Source organism: Mycobacterium sp. SMC-2, from assembly GCF_025263485.1.
Lineage (GTDB): Bacteria > Actinomycetota > Actinomycetes > Mycobacteriales > Mycobacteriaceae > Mycobacterium.
In genome coordinates this window covers 5,209,330-5,228,087 of sequence record NZ_CP079863.1, presented here as the reverse complement: position 1 = coordinate 5,228,087, position 18,758 = coordinate 5,209,330, and the positions used below count along the sequence as shown (strand labels likewise).

Sequence of the window (18,758 nt, the reverse complement as noted above, 5' to 3'; positions counted from 1 at the left end):
GGGGCGAATAGGTGCCGTGCCTTCGACGGCCTCGCCGCATCCCGCGTCCGCTGCGAGAACATTCGCCCGGCGCTAGCCTTAGTGCTTAGCGTTGGTCGGCGCACGGCGGCTATTGAATGGTGGCGATCATGTCCGATTCTTCCTGTTGGGGAACATGTTGCGGCTGAGGCGAATTGGCGCTGCGCTGAGTGCCACGACCGTTGTTGCCCTGGGCTTGTCGGGCTGCGGGATCAATCACGACGCGGCCGGGGGAACCGCCGGTCCGGGCACGTCGCCGGTCAAGGTGAGCTGCGGCGGGACGAAGTCGCTGAAGGCCAGCGGGTCGACCGCCCAGGCCAACGCGATGACCCGCTTCGTCAACGCCTTCGAGCAGTCCTGCCCCGGCCAGACGCTGAACTACACCGCGAATGGCTCGGGCGCGGGAATCGGCGAATTCACGGCAAACCAAACGGATTTCGCGGGGTCGGACACACCGCTGGCTCCCATCGAATACTTCGCGGCGCGGCAGCGCTGCGGTTCGCCGGCGTGGAATTTGCCGGTGGTGTTCGGTCCGATCGCGATCACCTACAACGTCACCGGCGTGACTTCGCTGAATCTGGATGGTCCGACGGCCGCGAAAATATTCAAGGGCGCCGTCAGGGCCTGGAACGATCCGTCGATTCAGGCGTTGAACCCCGGCGTCGCGTTTCCCGCCGAGCCGATCCGGGTGATCTTCCGCAACGACCAGTCGGGTACCACAGACAATTTTCAGAAGTACCTGGACTCCGCCGCCGGCGGCGCCTGGGACAAGGGCATCGGAAAGACTTTCAACGGCGGTGTCGGTGAGGGGGCCAAGGGCAATGAAGGCACGTCGGCGGCGATCAAGGCCACCGAGGGGTCGATCACCTACAACGAATGGTCGTTCGCCCAGGCGCAAAACCTCAACATGGCCAAGATCATCACGTCGGCCGGCCCGGACCCGGTCGCGATCAGCGCTGACTCGGTCGGCGAGACGATCTCCGGTGCCACCTTCACCGAAGAGGGCAACGACTTGGTCGTCGACACCTTCTCCTTCTACAAGCCGGCCCGGGCCGGGTCCTACCCGATCGTGCTGGCGACGTACGAGATCGTCTGTTCGAAGTATCCCGATCCGCAGGTCGGCGCCGCCGTGAAGGCGTTCCTGCACAGCACCGTCGGTGCGGGGCAGAACGGTTTGGCGAGCCACGGCTACATTCCCGTGCCCGAGTCGTTCAAGTCCCGGCTGTCGGCGGCTATCGACGCGATTTCGTGAGCATCTCGCAACGGCGTGCAGCCCGCCCCCGAGCCGTCTTGGCCAGCCGCAATCGGCCGACCGCAATTTGCCCAACGTTAACCTTCTTGCTGTTAGCTTCCTTGCTGCGAGAGACGGCTGGTCGCCGGACAGCGGCTGGAAGAACGTCGGCAATCATGTTTCCTCCCTACCGTTAGGAAGTGACTTGAAACTCAACCGATTCGGTGCCGCGCTGAGCGTCGTCACCGCTGGTGCGCTGGCATTGTCCGGCTGCGGAAGCGACAACAACGCCACTGGCGGAAGCGGCGCGACGAGCGGTTCGTCGTCGGGCAAGGTCAGCTGTGGCGGGAAGAAGACGCTGAAGGCGAGCGGGTCGACCGCCCAGGCCAACGCCATGACGCGCTTCGTCAACGCCTTCGAGCAGGCCTGCTCCGGCCAGACGTTGAACTACACGGCCAATGGTTCGGGGGCGGGAATCAGTGAATTCAACGGCAACCAAACCGATTTCGGCGGCTCGGATTCACCGCTCGCTGCGAAGGAATACGCTGCGGCACAGCAACGCTGCGGCTCGCCGGCGTGGAATCTACCGGTGGTCTTCGGTCCGATCGCCATCACCTACAACGTCAAGGGCCTGAGTTCGCTGAGCCTCGACGGCCCCACGGCGGCGAAGATCTTCAACGGCGCCATCACGACCTGGAACGATCCGGCCATCGCGGCGCTGAACTCCGGCGTCACGTTGCCCGCCGAGCCGATCCATGTGGTGTTCCGCAACGACGAATCCGGCACTACCGACAACTTCCAGAAGTACCTTGACGCCGCCTCCGACGGCGCGTGGGGCAAGGGCGCCGGGAAGACGTTCAAGGGCGGCGTCGGTGAGGGCGCCAAGGGCAACGACGGCACGTCGGCGGCGATCAAGGCCACCGAGGGATCCATCACCTACAACGAGTGGTCGTTCGCTGAGGCGCAGAAACTGGACATGGCCAAGGTCGTCACGTCGGCGGGTCCGGACGCGGTGGCGATCAGCTCCGACTCGGTCGGCAAGACGATCTCCGGAGCCAAGATCAGCGGGCAGGGTAACGACCTGGTGCTCGACACGCTCTCCTTCTACAAACCGACCCAGCCCGGGTCCTACCCGATCGTGCTGGCCACGTACGAGATCGTTTGCTCGAAGTACCCCGATTCCCAGGTCGGTACGGCGGTGAAGGCGTTCCTGCAAAGTACGATCGGTGCGGGGCAGAATGGCCTGGCCGACAACGGGTACATTCCCATCCCCGATTCGTTCAAGTCCAGACTGTCGACCTCGATCAACGCCATCACGTGATTTGAGGTGGTCGTGACCCGAGGAGCGGTAGCCATCCCGTCGACCCCGCAAAAGCCCGGGCTCAAGGCGCCGGGCACGCCGTCAGGTCGGCGGGGTGACCGGCTGTTCAAGCTGATGGCTGCCGCTGCGGGTTCGACGATCGTGGTCGCGATCCTGCTGATCGCGGTGTTCCTGCTGATCCGTGCCGTCCCGGCGTTACGGGTCAACCATGCGAATTTCTTCACCAGCGCCCAGTTCAGCACCACCGACCCGGGGAAACTCGCCTTCGGCATCCGCGACCTGCTGATGGTCACGGTGCTGAGTTCGCTCACCGCGCTGGTGCTGGCGGTGCCGGTCGCGGTCGGTATCGCGGTGTTTCTCACCCAATACGCGCCCAGGCGGCTGGCCCGTCCGTTCGGCGCGATCGTCGACTTGCTGGCCGCGGTGCCCTCGATCATCTTCGGGTTGTGGGGCATCTTCGTGCTGGCGCCCAAGATCGAGCCCGTCGCGGCGTTCCTCAACCGCAACCTGGGCTGGTTGTTCCTGTTCAAACAGGGCAACGTGTCGCTGGCCGGTGGTGGCACCATCTTCACCGCCGGCATCGTGCTTTCGGCGATGATCCTGCCGATCATCACGTCGGTCTCGCGTGAAGTGTTCCGGCAGACCCCGCACATACAGATGGAAGCGGCGCAAGCGCTGGGTGCCACCAAGTGGGAGGTGGTGCGGATGACCGTGCTGCCGTTCGGCCGCAGCGGTGTCATCGCGGCGTCCATGTTGGGCTTGGGCCGCGCGCTGGGCGAGACCGTGGCCGTGCTGATCATTCTGCGTTCCGCCGCGCGCCCCGGGAATTGGTCGCTGTTCGACGGCGGCTACACGTTCGCCTCCAAGATCGCCTCCGCGGCAGCCGAATTCAGTGAACCGCTGGCCACCGGGGCCTACATCGCGGCGGGATTCGCGCTGTTCGTCTTGACGTTCGTCGTCAACGCGTTCGCTCGTGCCATCGCCGGCGGGAAGGTCAACGGATGACGGCCAACGTGTTTGACCGGCCGGTCAAGACCCAGGCGTTCCGGCCCGTCAGCATCCGGCGCCGGATCACCAACAGCGCCGCGACCACGTTCTTCGTCGCGACGTTCCTCATCGCGCTGGTGCCGCTGGTCTGGGTGCTCTCGGTCGTGGTGGCGCGTGGCTGGTACGCGGTGACCCGGACGGGCTGGTGGACCCACTCGCTGCGCGGCATCCTGCCCGAGCAGTTCGCCGGTGGCATCTATCACGCGCTGTACGGAACCGTGGTGCAGGCCGGGGTGGCAGCCCTGCTGTCGGTGCCGCTGGGGTTGATGACCGCGGTTTTCCTGGTGGAATACGGCTCGGGCCGGCTGGTGCGGCTGACGACCTTCATGGTCGACGTTCTCGCCGGGGTGCCCTCGATCGTGGCGGCGCTGTTCGTCTTCAGCCTCTGGATCGCCACCCTGGGATTTCAGCAGAGTTCGTTCGCCGTCTCGCTGGCGCTGGTCTTGCTGATGCTGCCGGTGGTGGTGCGCTCCGCCGAGGAAATGCTGCGACTGGTGCCCGACGACCTGCGCGAAGCCAGCTACGCGCTGGGCGTTACCAAGTGGAAGACCATCATGCGGATCGTGTTCCCGATCGCGATGCCCGGCATCGTCTCCGGCGTCTTGTTGTCGGTCGCGCGGGTCATCGGCGAAACGGCCCCGGTGCTGGTGCTGGTCGGATACAGCCGTTCGATCAACCTTGACATCTTCCACGGCAACATGGCCTCGCTGCCGCTGCTGATCTACACCGAGCTCACCAACCCCGAGCACGCCGGCTTCCTGCGCATTTGGGGTGCGGCGCTGAGCCTGATCATCATCGTCGCGGTGATCAACCTGATCGCGGCGGCGACCCGGTTCCTGTCGAGCCGCCGGCGCTGAGCCCGCGCCGGATCAGGATTTCGACGCGGCCTTCTTGGCCGGTGTCTTCTTGGCCGGTGTCTTCTTCGCGGTGGTCTTCTTGGCGGCGGTCTTCTTGGCCGGTGCCTTCTTGGCGGGAGCCTGCCCGTCGCCGGAACGCGCCTTCACGCTGGCTTCCAGCTTGGCCAGCAGGTCGGAGACGTCCTCGGTCTCGTCGAGTTCCTTCGGCTGCTCCTCGGTGGTAAAGGCCTCGCCGCCTTCGAGTTTCGCGTCGATCAGCTCCTGCAGCTGCTCTTGGTAGGTGTCGTGGTAGCGGTCGGGGTTGAAGTCTTCGGCCATCGACTCCACCACCTGACCTGCCATCTTCAGTTCTGCGGGCTTGATCTCGACCTTCTTGTCGAGCACCGGGAAGTCCGGATCGCGGATTTCGTCGGGCCAGAGCAGGGTATGCACCACCATGACGTCGCGCTTGCCGAAGTCCTTGACGCGCAACGCCGCCAGCCTGGTCTTGTTGCGCAGCGTGAAGTGCACGATTGCCATCCGGTCCGATTCGGCGAGCGTCTTGGCAAGCAGCACATAGGATTTCGACGACTTGGAATCGGGCTCCAGGAAGTAGCTGCGGTCGAACAGCATCGGGTCGACCTCGCTGGCCGGCACGAACTCCAGTACCTCGATTTCGCGGCTGCGTTCTTCGGGCAGCGTGGCGATATCGTCGTCCGTGATCACGACGGACTGGCCGTCGTCGGACTCGTAGGCCCGGGCGATGTCCCGGTATTCGACGACCTCGCCGTCCAGCTCGCACACGCGTTGGTATCGGATGCGGCCGTTGTCCTTGGCGTGCACCTGATGAAACTTGATGTCGTGGTCCTGGGTGGCGCTGTACACCTTGACCGGGACGTTGACCAGCCCGAATGCGATCGAGCCCTTCCAGATGGAGCGCATGTAAGTCAGTATGCCCACACCACCAGCGGATAAGCGCCTAATGACGCGACGCGGCCCGAAGCGCAGCCCGATCCGGCAGGTCGGCTCCCGCGCGAGCCACGGTCAGCGCCGACGACAGGCTCGCCGCCTCGAGCGCCGCCGTCAGCGCGTCCACCCCGATCCCACCCAGGTCGGCGCGCCGGTCGCCGCCCAGCAAACCCGACCCCCACAGTGCGTCGAGCAGACCGGCCATGAAGGCGTCACCGGCGCCGACGGTGTCGACCACGCGCACCGCGCGCGTGGGCACCCGTGCGACCCCGGCCGCGCAGAAAGCCACCGCGCCCCGGTCGGCCATCGTCACCGCCACGATGGCGGGGCCCAACCCCAGCCAGGTCTGCGCGATCTGCTCGGGCGGGCGAGCGGGGTCGATCCAGCGCAGGTCTTCCTCGCTGGCCTTCCCGACGTCACTGCGTTCGATGAAATGCTCGATGCGTGCGACGGCCAGTTCCCGGTCGCCGATCAGCGACGGCCGCACGTTGGGGTCAAAGGTGACCGTGGCCGAGGCACGATAGGCGTCGATCAACGCCGCCACCGCCACGCAGCCCGGATCCCGCACAGCGGCAATCGATCCGGTATGGATGAAAAGCGGCGGCGCGACCGGCGGCGTTGCGGAAAGGCGCCAGTCGAGATCGAACACATAGTCGGCCGACCCGTCTTCCGCGATGGTCGACCGCGCGGTGGCCGTGCGCTCCGCGGTCCGGCTTTCTGAAAGTAGTTGCACCCCGGCGGCTTTGAGGTAGTCGACGATGCGCCGGCCGCGTTCGTCGCCGCCGATGTGGGTCAGGAAGTCGATGCCGCGGCCCAGCCGGCCGAGCCCGACGGCGAGGTTGAGCGGACTGCCCCCGACGTGCTCGTCGCCCCCGAGGATATCGATCAGCGACTCGCCGATCACCAGCCCGCGGCTCATTGCATCAAGGCCGCCAGTGTCGCCCGAGCTCCCTTGTGGTGCAACGAATCCAGTGCCCAGCGGTACGCCTCGACGAACCGGGGTTGGTGGGTCAGATCGCAGAACACCGCGGTGAGCTCGATGAACGCGGTGGGATTCTCGTGCTGCGAGCGCGCTATCGGGATCAGCGAATCCGCCAGCTGATCCACCACCTCGTAAGGCTGGCCCCACTCGTCGACACCCTCGGCGTAGCGGGCCCAGCTGGCCACTGCCGCGGCCGCCAGTCGAACCGGCCCGCTGCCGGCCAGGTTGTCACAGATGACGGGAAACAGCCATTTCGGGATGCGGTCCGACGAGTAGGCGCAGATCCGCGCGACGGTGTCGCGCACGGCCGGGTTGGCGAACCGCTCGACCAGCGTGCGGCCGTATTCATGCAGGTCGATCCCGGGCACCGGCGGGAGCGTCGGAATGGCCTCGGTGTCGAAGTAGGCGAGCAAGAACTTGGCGAACAACGGATCGCGGGCCGCTTCGTGGACGAACTCGAAGCCGCAGAGATGGGCGAAGTAGCACAGGCACTGATGTCCCGCGTTGAGCAACCGCAGCTTCATCAGCTCATAGGGGCGGACATCGTCGACCAGCAGCGCGCCCGCCCGCTCCAGCGGCGGCCTGCCGTCGGCGAAGTCGTCTTCGAGCACCCAGGCGCTGAACGGCTCGGCCACCACCGGCCACCGGTCGTTGACGCCGAAGTCGCTCCGCACCTCCGCGGCCATCTCCAAAGTCGTTGCCGGAGTGATGCGGTCGACCATCGAACTCGGGAACCGGGCGTGTACGGCCACCCACCCGGCCAACTCGGGATCTGCGTGTTCGGCACTTGCGAGCACAGCGCGTCTGGCCACCTCACCGTTGTTCTCGATGTTGTCGCAGGAGACGATGGTCGGCGCGGGGATCCCTCGATCGCGCCGCCTGGCGAGCGCCTCGGTGATCAGCGCGAACGCCGGCCCATCGGGATCGCGGTACCCGCCCTCGGTGATGGTCAGCGAAATGATTCTGGTAGACGCCGCAGCGAGCACCTCAAGGGCGGACTCGGGATCGTCGGGCGCGTAACGGTAGTCGATGATCGAGCCGATCACCTGCGCATCCCGGCTGCCGTCGGGGTGTTCCAGGATCAGCGTGTAGAGCCCGTCCTGGCCATCGAGGACGTCGCGCATGGTCCAGTCGGCGGGCATCACGCCCACCCCGCAGATGCCCCACTCGCGCGCCAAGCCCTGCTGCAGCAGCAGGTTGATGCACGCGGCTTGGTGCGCCCGGTGGAAGTGGCCGGCTCCGATGTGTGCGATTCCGACGCTGACGCTGCCGCGGTCGTAGTCCGGCGCCTCGATCGGCAGCGTGGAGAGCGACGCGTTGTTCAGATCGATCGGGTTAGCCACCGTCGGCTACCTCCTCCTCGGGCCACAGCCCTGATCTTTACCGAGCTCGGGAACCCCCGGTCGGCACGGCCGACGACAGCAGGACATCGGCAAGAGCACGCCACGAATCGGTTATCGCGACTGCGCCGGCATCGATCAATTCGCCACGGCGGCAATCCCGTTCGTCAGGGGACACGAACATCAGGTTACCGACGGCGGCGTAGCCGGCAGCGACCGCGGAACGCACGCCGGCCACGGAATCCTCGATGGCCAGCCCTTGTTCGGCCGCGACCCCCAGCGCCTGGCCGGTGTGCAGATACACCGCCGGGTCGGGTTTGCTCGTCGGCACCGGGAGAGAGTCCTCCGCGCTGAAGGTCACCGCCTCCGGTATCAGCGAGCCGAGGCCGGTGGCGGCGAAGCAGGCGCGCAGACGCTTGGTCGCGCTGGAACTCACGGCCGCCAGCGCGTAGCGCGCCGCGAGGTCGCGCAACGGTTCCAGCACCTGCGGATCGGGTGTCAGCGTGACGGCCAGATGGGCGGTGACCCGTTCGCGTTCGTCACGCACCCACCGCTCGAGTTCGTCCGAGCACAAGGCATTGCCGCTCGCCACATCGCCGGCTGAGGCGACCACCGCTGCCGGACGGCCCCGTGCCAACGCCTCATCGAGCGGCACTTCGCACTGCACCGCCAGGTCCAGGGCCGTGGTGCGGAAGTTTTTCCCGACGGCCCGTCTGCGCAACTCCTCGGAGCTGAGCGGAGCGGTCACGCCGAACCTTGCCAGGAAACGACTCGTCACCTCGGCCGACGCGTCGAACGCCGGCCTCTCCGATCCGAACAGGTTGTCATCGGCGTCGCAGAGCAGCGTCGTGATCGGCGCGTGGTCGAAGGCGCGCACAAACGTCAGGCCGGAATTCATCGCGACACCAACTCCTGCTCGTCGTTGCGCATAGCGCCGCGCAGCGTGGGAACCACACCGCGCGCGTCGATGTCCGCGATCATGTCGCCCAGGCGCTGCGCAAAACCGGGAACCCCGCGTACCTCGGCGAACATCTCATGCCCCAGCAGGGGGTCGGGGTTTTTGGCCGCCATGTTGGCCAACCTAGCCACCGGTATCGCCTGCGAGTCTTCGAGCTGAAGCTTGCGCCCCTCGAGGTCGTGGCCGCGCATATAGCGGGCCCATCCGGCAACGGCCAATGTCAACAGCGTGTGCGGCCTACCCCGTGAGATCGCTTCCTGCAGGGAGGGCAGCACGAACGACGCTATTTTGCTCGTGCCCCGTCGTGCCAGCCGCGTCAATTGGTCACTCATCCGGGGATTGCTCAGCCGGTCGAGCAGGGTGGCCCGGTACTCGGGCGTGTTCATCCCGGGGACGGCGGGCAGCAGTGGCTGAATCTCATCGCGCAGGAGCGTCTCGACGTAGTCGGAGATGGTGTGGTCCCGCATCGCCTCGTCGGTGCGCTGGTAGCCGGCCAGAATGGCCAAACACGCGAGGGCGATGTGAGTTCCGTTGAGAAGACGGGTCTTGATCAGCTTGTGGTCGCTGACGTCGGCGACGAATTCGGCACCGACCTCCTCGAGCGGCGGCCGCCCGTCGCTGAAGGAATCCTCGATCACCCATTGGCAGTACGGCTCGGTCACGATCGGGCAATTGTCAGCGACGCCGAATGCCTGCTCGACGAACTTGCGCTCCGACTTCGAGGTTTGCGGGGTGATGCGATCGACCATGGTCGACGGGAACGCGACATGCGTGTCGATCCAGCGGGCAAGCCTGGGGTCCTTCAAGGCGGCGAACGACACCAGCGCGATTCTCGCCGGCTGGATGTCGCCGGGAATGTTGTCGCAGCAGAGCACGGTGAACGGGGCGACGCCTGCGCGGCGGCGTCGGTCGAGCGCTTCGGCCAGATATCCCCACGCGGTGGCGTAGCCATCGGACGCGATGACGTCGGCGCCCACGTCGGGGTGGTCGGCGTCAAACTCGCCGGTGACCGGATTCAGGAAGTATCCGTTGTCGGTGATCGTCAGGCTGACGATGCGGGTTTGGGGATCGGCCAGGGCGGCGCGGACCGCTGCGCCATCGTTCGGTGCGTAATGAACGGAGCCGATCGAGCCGACCACGCGGGCGGTTTGGCGGTCATGGCCGCGCTGCACAACGGTGTAAAGCCCATCTTGCGCCGACAGCAATCCTTTGGCGCCGGGGGAGTGCAGACTGACGCCGGTAACCCCCCAGCGATCTGAAATGCCCGACCGGGCAAGGTCGTCGAAGTAGACGGCCTGGTGTGCGCGGTGGAAGTTGCCCGCACCGATATGAACGACACCCCGCGCAAGAGCCGACCTGTCGTAGGTGGGCACGTCAACCCGTTTCGAATGCAGTCGTAATGTCGCGTCGCTCAGTGGGACGCCGTTTTCTGGACGCCAGGGGGAGGGAATGACATTAAACATTCCCCCCACTGTGCCCCGGGGCCGTCCCCGGTTTTAACCCCTCCGTGGTTGATGTCACAAAAGAAATCGGCGGCACGGATGATATTGGGTGGTCAACGCGATTAACACGATTGAAACGCGTAGGTTGACTCTCATGGCGCCACGGGTGAAGCTGACGAATCCCGACAAGGTGCTGTACCCGGCCACCGGCACCACGAAGCGGGACGTCTTCGACTACTACACCCAAATCGCGGAGGCGATGATTCCGCACATCGCGGGGCGTGCGGCCACCCGCAAGCGGTGGCCGAATGGCGTTGACCAGCCTTCGTTTTTCGAAAAGCAGCTGGCTTCCTCGGCCCCCGGTTGGTTGCCCCGCGCCAGCGTTTCGCACCGGTCCGGGACGACGACATACCCGATCATCGACAGCATCGACGGGCTGGCCTGGATCGCGCAACAGGCGGCGCTGGAGGTGCACGTGCCGCAGTGGCGGTTCGTCGCGCAGTGGACCCGGAGCAAGGCCGAGGAACTCAAGCCGGGCCCGGCGACCCGGTTGGTGTTCGACCTCGACCCCGGTGAGGGCGTGACGATGGCCCAGCTGGCCGAGGTGGCTCACGCCGTGCGTGAGCTCATGGACGGGATCGGGCTGACGCTGTTTCCGCTCACCAGCGGCAGTAAGGGCCTGCACCTGTATGCGCCGCTGACGGAGCCGGTGAGCAGCAGGGGCGCCACGGTATTGGCGAAACGCGTTGCCCAGCAACTGGAGAAGTCGATGCCCAAGCTGGTCACGTCGACCATGACCCGCAGCCTACGCGCCGGAAAGGTGTTCCTGGACTGGAGCCAGAACAACGGATCCAAAACGACGATCGCACCGTATTCGATGCGTGGACGCGAGCACCCGACGGTCGCGGCGCCCCGCACCTGGGCCGAGATCGACGACCCGGCGTCGCTGCGCCAGTTGCGCTACGACGAGGTGCTGGCCCGGGTCGCGCGCTACGGCGACCTGCTGGCGGCGCTGGACGACGGCGTCGCTGTTCCCGACCGGCTCACCAAGTACCGCAGCATGCGGGACGCATCAAAGACCCCAGAGCCGGTCCCACGGTCAAAACCTGTTACGGGCCGGGGCAATTCATTTGTCATCCAGGAACATCACGCCCGTCGGCTGCACTACGACTTCCGGTTGGAGCGAGACGGCGTCCTGGTGTCATGGGCGGTACCGAAGAACCTCCCCGAAACCACGTCGGTGAACCACCTGGCGGTGCACACCGAGGATCATCCGCTGGAATACGCCACCTTCGAGGGCAACATCCCCCAAGGGGAATACGGCGCCGGAAAGGTGGTCATCTGGGACGCCGGAACCTATGAGGCGGAGAAGTTTCGCGATGACGAGGTCATCGTCAACCTGCACGGCAGCAAGGTCTCCGGCCGCTACGCGCTGATCCAAACCAACGGTGATCAATGGCTGGCGCACCGGATGAAAGACCAGAAGACTTTCGACTTCGACGGGATCGCGCCCATGCTCGCCACTCACGGTTCGGTCGCGGCGTGCAAGGCGAGCCAGTGGGCTTTCGAAGGCAAATGGGACGGCTATCGGCTGTTGGTCGAGATCGACCACGGCGACTTGCGGGTACGGTCCCGGCGCGGACGCGAGGTCACCAACGAATACCCCCAATTGCGCGCACTGGCGGCCGATCTGGCCGACCATCACGTGGTGCTTGATGGTGAGGCCGTCGTGTTGGACTCGTCCGGGGTGCCGAGCTTTCACGCGATGCAAAACCGGGGCCGCGGCAGCCGCGTGCAGTTCTGGGCATTCGACCTGCTGTATCTCGACGGCCGTTCGCTGTTGCGGGCCCGCTACCAAGACCGCCGAAAGTTGTTGGAAACGCTGGCCGGTGGCAGCGATCTCATCGTCCCGGAGTTGCTGCCGGGTGACGGGAAGCAGGCGCTGAAGCACTCCCGCGAGCATGGCTGGGAGGGCGTGGTCGCCAAGAAACGCGACTCCACCTACCAGCCCGGGCGGCGCTCGGCATCGTGGATCAAGGACAAGCATTGGAACACCCAGGAAGTCGTCATCGGAGGCTGGAAGGCCGGGGAGGGCGGACGCAGCAGCGGCATCGGCTCACTGCTGATGGGCATCCCCACCGACGGCGGCCTGCACTTCGCCGGGCGGGTAGGCACCGGGTTCACCGAGCGCGACCTCGCGAGCCTGAAGAAGACCCTGGCGCCGCTGCACACGGACCAATCGCCCTTCCACCCCCCGCTTCCCCGCGGCGAGGCCAAGGGCGTGACGTTCGTGGAGCCGGTGCTGGTGGGGGAGGTGCGCTACAGCGAGTGGACCCCCGATGACCGGTTACGCCAATCGAGTTGGCGTGGGCTGCGGCCGGACAAGGAACCGAGTGAGGTGGTGCGCGAATGAAATGGGTGACCTACCTTGACGCAGATGGTGAACGCACCGGGGTGCTCTCCGGTGACGACATCTATGCGATGCCCTCGGGCGCGACGCTGCTTCAGCTGATCGGTCGTGGCGCCGACGGTTTGCGCGCCGCCGGCGAAGAGGTGCTGCGCACCCCGGCGGCCACGGTGCCCTTGGCCGCGGTGCGGCTGTTGGCGCCGATCCCGCGCCCGCCGTCCATCCGCGACTCGCTGTGCTTTTTGGATCACCTGCGCAACTGCCAGGCCGCGCTCGGCGCCGGCCGCACGCTCGCGGACACGTGGTATCGCATACCGGCGTTTTACTTCGCCTGCCCCGCAACGGTTTTCGGCCCGTACGACGAGGTCCCCACCGCACCCGGAAGCGCTTGGCAGGACTTCGAATTGGAGATCGCCGCGATCATCGGAACCGGTGGCCGCGACCTGACGGTTGCCGAAGCCGAACGGGCCATCATCGGCTACACCATCTTCAACGACTGGTCCGCTCGCGACCTGCAGCAGATGGAAAGCCAACTGGGCATCGGGCAGGGCAAGGGCAAAGACAGCGGGGTCACGCTGGGCCCGTACCTGGTGACGCCCGACGAGCTCGAGCCCTACCGCCGGGACGGCAGGCTGGACCTGCGGGTGACCGCTCTGGTCAACGACGCCGTGATCGGGTCGGGGTCAATCGCCCAAATGGATTGGACCTTCGGCGAAGTCATCTCCTACGCCTCGCGCGGCGTGACGCTGGCCCCCGGCGACGTCATCGGCTCCGGTACCGTGCCGACCTGCACGCTGGTCGAGCACCTGAACCCGACGGCGCTGGACTCGTTTCCCGGCTGGCTGCACGACGGCGACGTCGTCACGCTCCAGGTCCAGGGCCTCGGCGAGACCCGGCAGACCGTGCGTGCCAGCGGCGCGCCGCACCCGTTGGCGCCCCGACCCAATCCGGACGCCTCGCCCGCCGCGCGGCGGGTGAACCGTGCGCCCGCCAAGGTGCCCTACACCCGTGGCCTGCATGAGGTTGCCGACCGGGTGTGGGCGTGGACGCTGCCGGACGGGGGCTACGGGTGGAGCAACGCCGGGCTGGTCGCCGGCGACGGGGCGTCCCTGCTCGTCGACACCCTGTTCGACCTGGCGCTGACCCGCGAAATGCTCACCGCGATGCGGGATATCACCTCGTCGGCGCCCATCACCGACGCGCTGATCACCCACTCCAACGGCGACCACACGCACGGCAACCAACTGCTCGGGGCCTCGGTGCGGATCATCGCCGCGCGGGGCACCGCCGACGAGATCGCGCACGGGATGGCACCAGAGATGCTGGCGATGGTGCAGACCGCGAACCTCGGCCCGGTGGCCACCCCCTACACGCGAGACCGCTTCGGGCACTTCGACTTCAGCGGCATCACGGTGCGCAACGCCGATCAGACGTTCGACCGCGAGCTGACCATCGAGGTGGGAGGGCGCCGCGTCGACCTGATGAACCTGGGTCCCGCGCACACCGCCGCGGACTCGGTGGTGCACGTGCCGGACGCGGGAGTGCTGTTCGGCGGCGATCTGCTGTTCATCGGCTGCACCCCGATCGTGTGGGCCGGCCCGATCGCCAACTGGATCGCCGCGTGCGACGCGATGCTCGCGCTCGACGCGCCGACGGTGGTGCCCGGCCATGGCCCCGTCAGCGATCCGGACGGAATCCGTGCTGTCCGTGGGTATCTCGCGCATGTTTCCGAGCAGGCCGAGGCGGCTTACCGCCGGGGGCTGTCGTGGTCGGAGGCGGCCGACACGATCGACCTCGGCGAGTATGCGACCTTGCTGGATGCGGAGCGCGTCGTCGTCAACGTCTATCAGCGTTACCGCGAACTGGACCCCGAGACCCCGCAGCTGGAGGTCATGGCCCTACTGGTGATGCAGGCCGAGTGGCTGGCCAGGCGGGGCGCCGACTGTGGGCCCTAAGCACGGTTAATGCCTCTTGAATTCGTCCATAGGGCCCACGGTCGACGAGTCGGGCTAAACCCGCACGGCCCGCACAAAGCGGATCGTGGTGGCCGGAACCTGTTGCGCGGCCTGCCCGAGCTCCGGGAGCCCGGCTTCGGAGAACAGATCGGTGAGCCGGGATTCGGTGGTTTCCCACCCGTTGGCCCGCAGAAGTGCGGCGACGTCGGTGCGCTCGCCCGGATACGCCAGGGCGGTGAGATCCATCTCGAGTCCCCGTCGCCGCCACCCCTCGGTCATGTGCCGGGCTTGTTCCCGGGCGCCTTGCGAATCCCCGGCCACCGTTCCGTAATCGGCGGCGAACCGGCTGCCCTCGGCGGACAGCGGGATGATGGAGTCCAGCAGCCGAACCTCGGCCTCCGGCGGGAGCCATCCGATGAGCACGCCCTCGGCGAGCCAGGCCGTGGGATGGGCCGGATCGAAGCCCGCCTCCTGTAGCGCCGCCGGCCAATCCTCGCGCAGATCGATTCCCACGGTGCGGAGCTGGGCGGTGGGGGCCGCCCCGATCTCGGACATCGTCGCCATCTTGAACGCGATCACCTCGGGCTGATCGATCTCGTACACCGTCGTCCCGATCGGCCAGCGCAGCCGGTAGGCGCGGGAATCCAGCCCCGATGCGACGATCACCACCTGGCGCAGCCCGACTTGGCCGGCCGTGGCGAAGTAGTCGTCGAAATACCGGGAGCGAGCCGCGAACGTGTCGACCATCCGCGGAAACCCGACATCCCGCTCGAGGTCGGCCGCATCCAGTTCGCCGCTGGCCAGCCTGGTGAACACGTCCAATCCCACGGCACGCACCAGCGGCTCGGCGAAGTCGTCCGTGACGACCGGCTGCGGACGCTTGCTCGCGGCGGCCCGGGCGGCGGCAACCATGGTGGCGGTTGCCCCCACGCTGTTGGCAAGGTCCCAGCTGTCGCCTTCGGTTCGTGCCATGGTTTCCTTACCTTTCTTGGAGGGTGGTTGTTGCGCTCGGCCGTAGGCTTTCAACTGCCCAGGGACGTCGGGTATGGCTTTCATGGTTTTGCTGTCTTCGATGGCCGAAGGAGATTGGCCGCCCGGGGTCCCGCGACGACTCGACCGCTAATTGAGAGATGCGATGTGATCGCTGTGTAAGGACACGCCGGCGTGGTCGTCTGCTGGGTTGATAGAAACCGAGACGGGAACGGAGGTGGTTGTGGCACAACCTGTGTGGGCTGGTGTGGACGCCGGGAAAGCGGACCATTACGGCGTGGTCATCGACGCTGAGGGCAAGTCGTTGCTGTCGCGGCGCGTCGCTAATGACGAGGCCGCGCTGCTGGAGTTGATCGACATGGTCGCGGCGCTGGCTGATGGCGGAGAAGTCACTTGGGCGATTGACCTCAACGCCGGCGGCGCTGCATTGCTGATCACGCTGCTGATCGCTGCCCAGCAGCGGCTGCTCTACATTCCCGGCCGCACTGTTCACCACGCCTCGGGTGGCTACCGCGGCGACGGCAAGACCGACGCCAAAGACGCTGCGGTGATTGCCGATCAGGCCCGGATGCGCCGCGACCTGCAACCGTTGCGCCCCGGCGACGACATCGCCGTCGAACTGCGCATCCTGACCAGTCGGCGCGCCGATCTGGTGGCCGATCGCACCCGCGCGATCAATCGGCTGCGCGCCCAGCTGCTGGAATACTTCCCGGCCCTGGAACGTGGCTTTGACTACAGCAAAAGCAAGGCCGCGCTGATCCTGCTCACCGGCTATCAAACCCCCGACGGGCTGCGCCGGGCCGGTGCCGCCCGGGTGGCAGCCTTTTTGCATAAACGCAAGGCCCGCAACGCCGATGCGGTCGCAACCGCCGCCATCGAGGCAGCCAACGCCCAACACACCATCGTGCCCGGACAACAGCTTGCCGCGGGCGTGGTCGCCCGCTTGGCTAAGGAGGTGATGGCCCTCGACACCGAAATCGGCGACACCGACGCGATGATCGAGGACCGATTTCGCCGCCACCGCCACGCCGAAATCATCCTGAGCATGCCCGGCTTCGGCGTCATCCTCGGCGCCGAGTTCCTCGCCGCCACCGGCGGCGACATGAGCGCCTTCCCCTCCGTCGACCGCCTCGCCGGCGTCTCGGGTCTGGCCCCAGTACCGCGAGATTCGGGCCGCATCAGCGGCAACCTCAAACGCCCCCGCCGCTACGACCGGCGCCTGCTGCGCGCCTGCTACCTGTCCGCTCTGGTCAGCATCCGCACCGATCCCGCCTCGCGCACCTACTACGACCGCAAACGCGCCGAAGGGAAACGCCACACCCAAGCCGTCTTGGCCCTGGCCCGTCGCCGACTCAACGTCCTGTGGGCCATGCTGCGCGACCACGCCGTCTACCAACCCGCAACCACTACTGCGGCGGCTTGACAACGTCATTGAGAATCTCCTTCGACGGGGGGCAAAACAACGGTATGCCCCGTCGGTGAACATCGGCGTCGCCTACGGTTCCTGCTATGCCCGCAGTCGAATTGGACACCCTCGAAGACGACATCGCCCGCATCACGCTGAACCGGCCCGAGCGCCTCAACGCCATCGACGGATCGCTGATCGACGGCGTGGAACATGCCCTGGACGTGCTCAGCGGCGGCGAGTTCAGGGCCGCGATCCTGACCGGGGCGGGCCGCGGATTCTGCGCCGGGGCCGACTTGAGCGGCACCGGGCAGCCGTGGACCAAGCCCAAACCGACGACCCCGCGCTTCAAGGTCAGCTATGACTCCCAGGTTCGCCTGGCCGACCTGTTCACCCGGATCTACGAGCTGCCCATTCCGATGATCGCCGCGGTCAACGGCGTGGCCGTCGGGGGAGGGCTGGCGTTCGCGCTGGTGTCGGATGTCCGGGTCGCCTCCGAGCAGGCCCGGTTCGGGTCCGTGTTCATCAAGGCGGGCTTCTCGTCCATGGACATGGGCACCAGCTATTTGCTGCCGAAAATCGTCGGTGCGGGAGTGGCGCGCGAACTCATGCTGTCCGGCCGCATCATCGACGCGGCCGAGGCCTACCGCATCAAGCTGGTACACGAGGTGGTGCCGGCCGACGACCTGATGCCGGCCGCGCTGAAGGTGGCCCGTTCGATCGTCGAGAACAACGCCTACGGCGTGTGGCAGACCAAGATCGGCCTCAACGCGGCGCTCGACGCGCCCAGCTTGCGCCATGCCATCGAGATCGAGAACCGCACGCAGATCCTCAGCGGTTTCACCAACAACCCGGCCGAGGCGGCCACCGCGCACATGGAGAAGCGGGCTCCGAAGTGGGATCCGCTTTGAGGCAACGCCAGGCCCGATATCGGACCGCCGCTAGACCTTCGCGATCACGTTCTCCGCGAACATCTCCAGGTTGCGGATCTTGTTCTCCAGCGGCTCGGTGTCCTTGCCCTTGATGTAGGGAATGCGGAAGCCGACGATGGCGTCGGTGACGCCCTTGTCCTCGAGGCGTTTGATGCCGTCCACGGTGTACGCGTCGGCTGAGATGACGTGAATCTGGAACCGGCCGGTCTTGCCGGCTTCCTCGCGATACCGCTTGAGCTTGGCGATGAGCCCGTCGAGTTCCTCCGGGTCGCCGCCCCCGTGCATCCAGCCGTCCAGGCGGGCAGCGCGGCGCAGCGCCGCGTCGGCGTGCCCGCCGATCAGGATCGGGATCGGCTCGGTGGGCGCCGGGGTCATCTTGGTCTTCGGGATGTCGTAGAACTCGCCGTGGAATTCGAAGTAGTCGCCGCTGGTCAGCCCCTGGATGATCTCGATGCATTCGTCCATGCGCTTGCCGCGCTTGGCGAATGGGACGCCGAGGAGTTCGTAGTCCTCCGGCCATGGGCTGGTGCCCACGCCGAAGCCCACCCGGTTATTGGTCAGCGCGGCCAACGAGCCGATCTGCTTGGCCACCAGTGCCGGCGGGCGGATGGGCAGCTTGAGGACGAAGAAGTTGAAGTGCAGCTTCGTCGTCACCGCACCCAATGCCGCAGTCAGCACGAAGGTTTCGATGAACTCCTTGCCGTCCAGGAATTCGCGATTGCCGTCGGGCGTGTAAGGGTACTTCGAGTCGGACTCGTAGGGGTAGGCGATGCTGTCGGCGATCGTCATCGCGTGGTACCCGGCGGCCTCGGCCGCCTTGGCCAGCGGGATGTAGTACCTGTGGTCGGTCATCGCCTCCGCGTAGGTGAACCGCACGTCATCTGCCTTCCTGGAAACGGGTCGTCACACGAGATTAGAACGTGTT

Annotated in this window: 15 protein-coding genes; 8 read left to right on the top strand and 7 right to left on the bottom strand. The window is 66.5% G+C overall.

The window, feature by feature from the left end; translation table 11 throughout:
* Nucleotides 1–157: 157 nt before the first annotated feature.
* The 4 genes from pstS (KXD96_RS24475) (at nt 158) to pstA (ending at nt 4,474) form a co-directional block, all read left to right on the top strand.
* Nucleotides 158–1,270, top strand: coding sequence for a phosphate ABC transporter substrate-binding protein PstS (pstS, locus tag KXD96_RS24475; protein ID WP_260745536.1), 1,113 nt, complete (start codon nt 158–160; stop codon nt 1,268–1,270).
* Between the two features lie 184 nt (nt 1,271–1,454).
* Complete coding sequence (pstS, locus tag KXD96_RS24470; RefSeq protein ID WP_260740969.1) at nt 1,455–2,570, top strand: phosphate ABC transporter substrate-binding protein PstS; 1,116 nt, start codon at nt 1,455–1,457, stop codon at nt 2,568–2,570.
* 114 nt (nt 2,571–2,684) lie between these two features.
* Nucleotides 2,685–3,575 (top strand): phosphate ABC transporter permease subunit PstC, encoded by an 891-nt coding sequence (gene pstC, locus KXD96_RS24465; RefSeq protein ID WP_260745535.1) that lies wholly within the window; start codon nt 2,685–2,687, stop codon nt 3,573–3,575.
* Complete coding sequence (gene pstA / locus KXD96_RS24460) at nt 3,572–4,474, top strand: phosphate ABC transporter permease PstA (protein WP_260740967.1); 903 nt, start codon at nt 3,572–3,574, stop codon at nt 4,472–4,474. Before pstC ends, pstA begins: the two co-directional genes overlap by 4 nt.
* 12 nt (nt 4,475–4,486) lie before the next feature.
* Here the strand turns inward: pstA and KXD96_RS24455 are convergent, their stop codons facing one another.
* Genes KXD96_RS24455 through KXD96_RS24435 form a run of 5 tightly spaced genes read right to left on the bottom strand, consistent with a single transcriptional unit; the run spans nt 4,487 to nt 10,165 of the window.
* On the bottom strand, nt 4,487–5,395 hold the full coding sequence (locus KXD96_RS24455; protein WP_260740965.1) for a Ku protein: 909 nt from the start codon (nt 5,393–5,395) through the stop codon (nt 4,487–4,489).
* A gap of 37 nt (nt 5,396–5,432) precedes the next feature.
* Complete coding sequence (locus tag KXD96_RS24450) at nt 5,433–6,341, bottom strand: carbohydrate kinase (RefSeq protein ID WP_260740962.1); 909 nt, start codon at nt 6,339–6,341, stop codon at nt 5,433–5,435.
* Complete coding sequence (locus tag KXD96_RS24445; RefSeq protein ID WP_260740961.1) at nt 6,338–7,747, bottom strand: mannitol dehydrogenase family protein; 1,410 nt, start codon at nt 7,745–7,747, stop codon at nt 6,338–6,340. Before KXD96_RS24445 ends, KXD96_RS24450 begins: the two co-directional genes overlap by 4 nt.
* A 37-nt stretch (nt 7,748–7,784) precedes the next feature.
* Nucleotides 7,785–8,642 (bottom strand): HAD family phosphatase, encoded by an 858-nt coding sequence (locus KXD96_RS24440; protein WP_260740955.1) that lies wholly within the window; start codon nt 8,640–8,642, stop codon nt 7,785–7,787.
* Nucleotides 8,639–10,165: a mannitol dehydrogenase family protein gene (locus KXD96_RS24435; RefSeq protein WP_313901596.1), complete on the bottom strand. Its 1,527-nt coding sequence runs from the start codon at nt 10,163–10,165 to the stop codon at nt 8,639–8,641. Before KXD96_RS24435 ends, KXD96_RS24440 begins: the two co-directional genes overlap by 4 nt.
* A gap of 133 nt (nt 10,166–10,298) precedes the next feature.
* Between KXD96_RS24435 and KXD96_RS24430 the strand changes: the two genes are divergently transcribed.
* Entirely contained in the window at nt 10,299–12,557 is a 2,259-nt protein-coding gene (locus KXD96_RS24430) for an ATP-dependent DNA ligase (protein ID WP_260740949.1), read from the top strand.
* Nucleotides 12,554–14,506, top strand: a complete 1,953-nt coding sequence (locus KXD96_RS24425) for a fumarylacetoacetate hydrolase family protein (protein ID WP_260740945.1) — start codon at nt 12,554–12,556, stop codon at nt 14,504–14,506. The genes KXD96_RS24430 and KXD96_RS24425 overlap by 4 nt, the downstream gene beginning before the upstream one ends.
* A 54-nt stretch (nt 14,507–14,560) precedes the next feature.
* Here KXD96_RS24425 and KXD96_RS24420 read toward each other — a convergent pair whose 3' ends face one another.
* Nucleotides 14,561–15,478 carry an SAM-dependent methyltransferase gene (locus KXD96_RS24420; protein ID WP_260740942.1) on the bottom strand — a complete coding sequence of 306 codons (918 nt, stop codon included), beginning with the start codon at nt 15,476–15,478 and terminating at the stop codon, nt 14,561–14,563.
* Nucleotides 15,479–15,713: 235 nt separating this feature from the next.
* On the opposite strand from KXD96_RS24420, the gene KXD96_RS24415 reads away from it, so the two are divergent.
* Together KXD96_RS24415 and KXD96_RS24410 are read left to right on the top strand one after the other, a co-directional pair.
* Complete coding sequence (locus tag KXD96_RS24415; protein WP_396876743.1) at nt 15,714–16,919, top strand: IS110 family transposase; 1,206 nt, start codon at nt 15,714–15,716, stop codon at nt 16,917–16,919.
* 86 nt (nt 16,920–17,005) lie between these two features.
* A complete protein-coding gene (locus KXD96_RS24410) occupies nt 17,006–17,812 on the top strand; it encodes an enoyl-CoA hydratase/isomerase family protein (RefSeq protein WP_260740939.1) in 807 nt (268 codons plus the stop codon).
* Nucleotides 17,813–17,842: 30 nt separating this feature from the next.
* Here KXD96_RS24410 and KXD96_RS24405 read toward each other — a convergent pair whose 3' ends face one another.
* The gene (locus tag KXD96_RS24405) at nt 17,843–18,709 is read right to left on the bottom strand and encodes an LLM class flavin-dependent oxidoreductase (RefSeq protein ID WP_260740937.1); all 867 of its coding nucleotides are present in this window, start codon (nt 18,707–18,709) and stop codon (nt 17,843–17,845) included.
* Nucleotides 18,710–18,758: the final 49 nt, after the last annotated feature.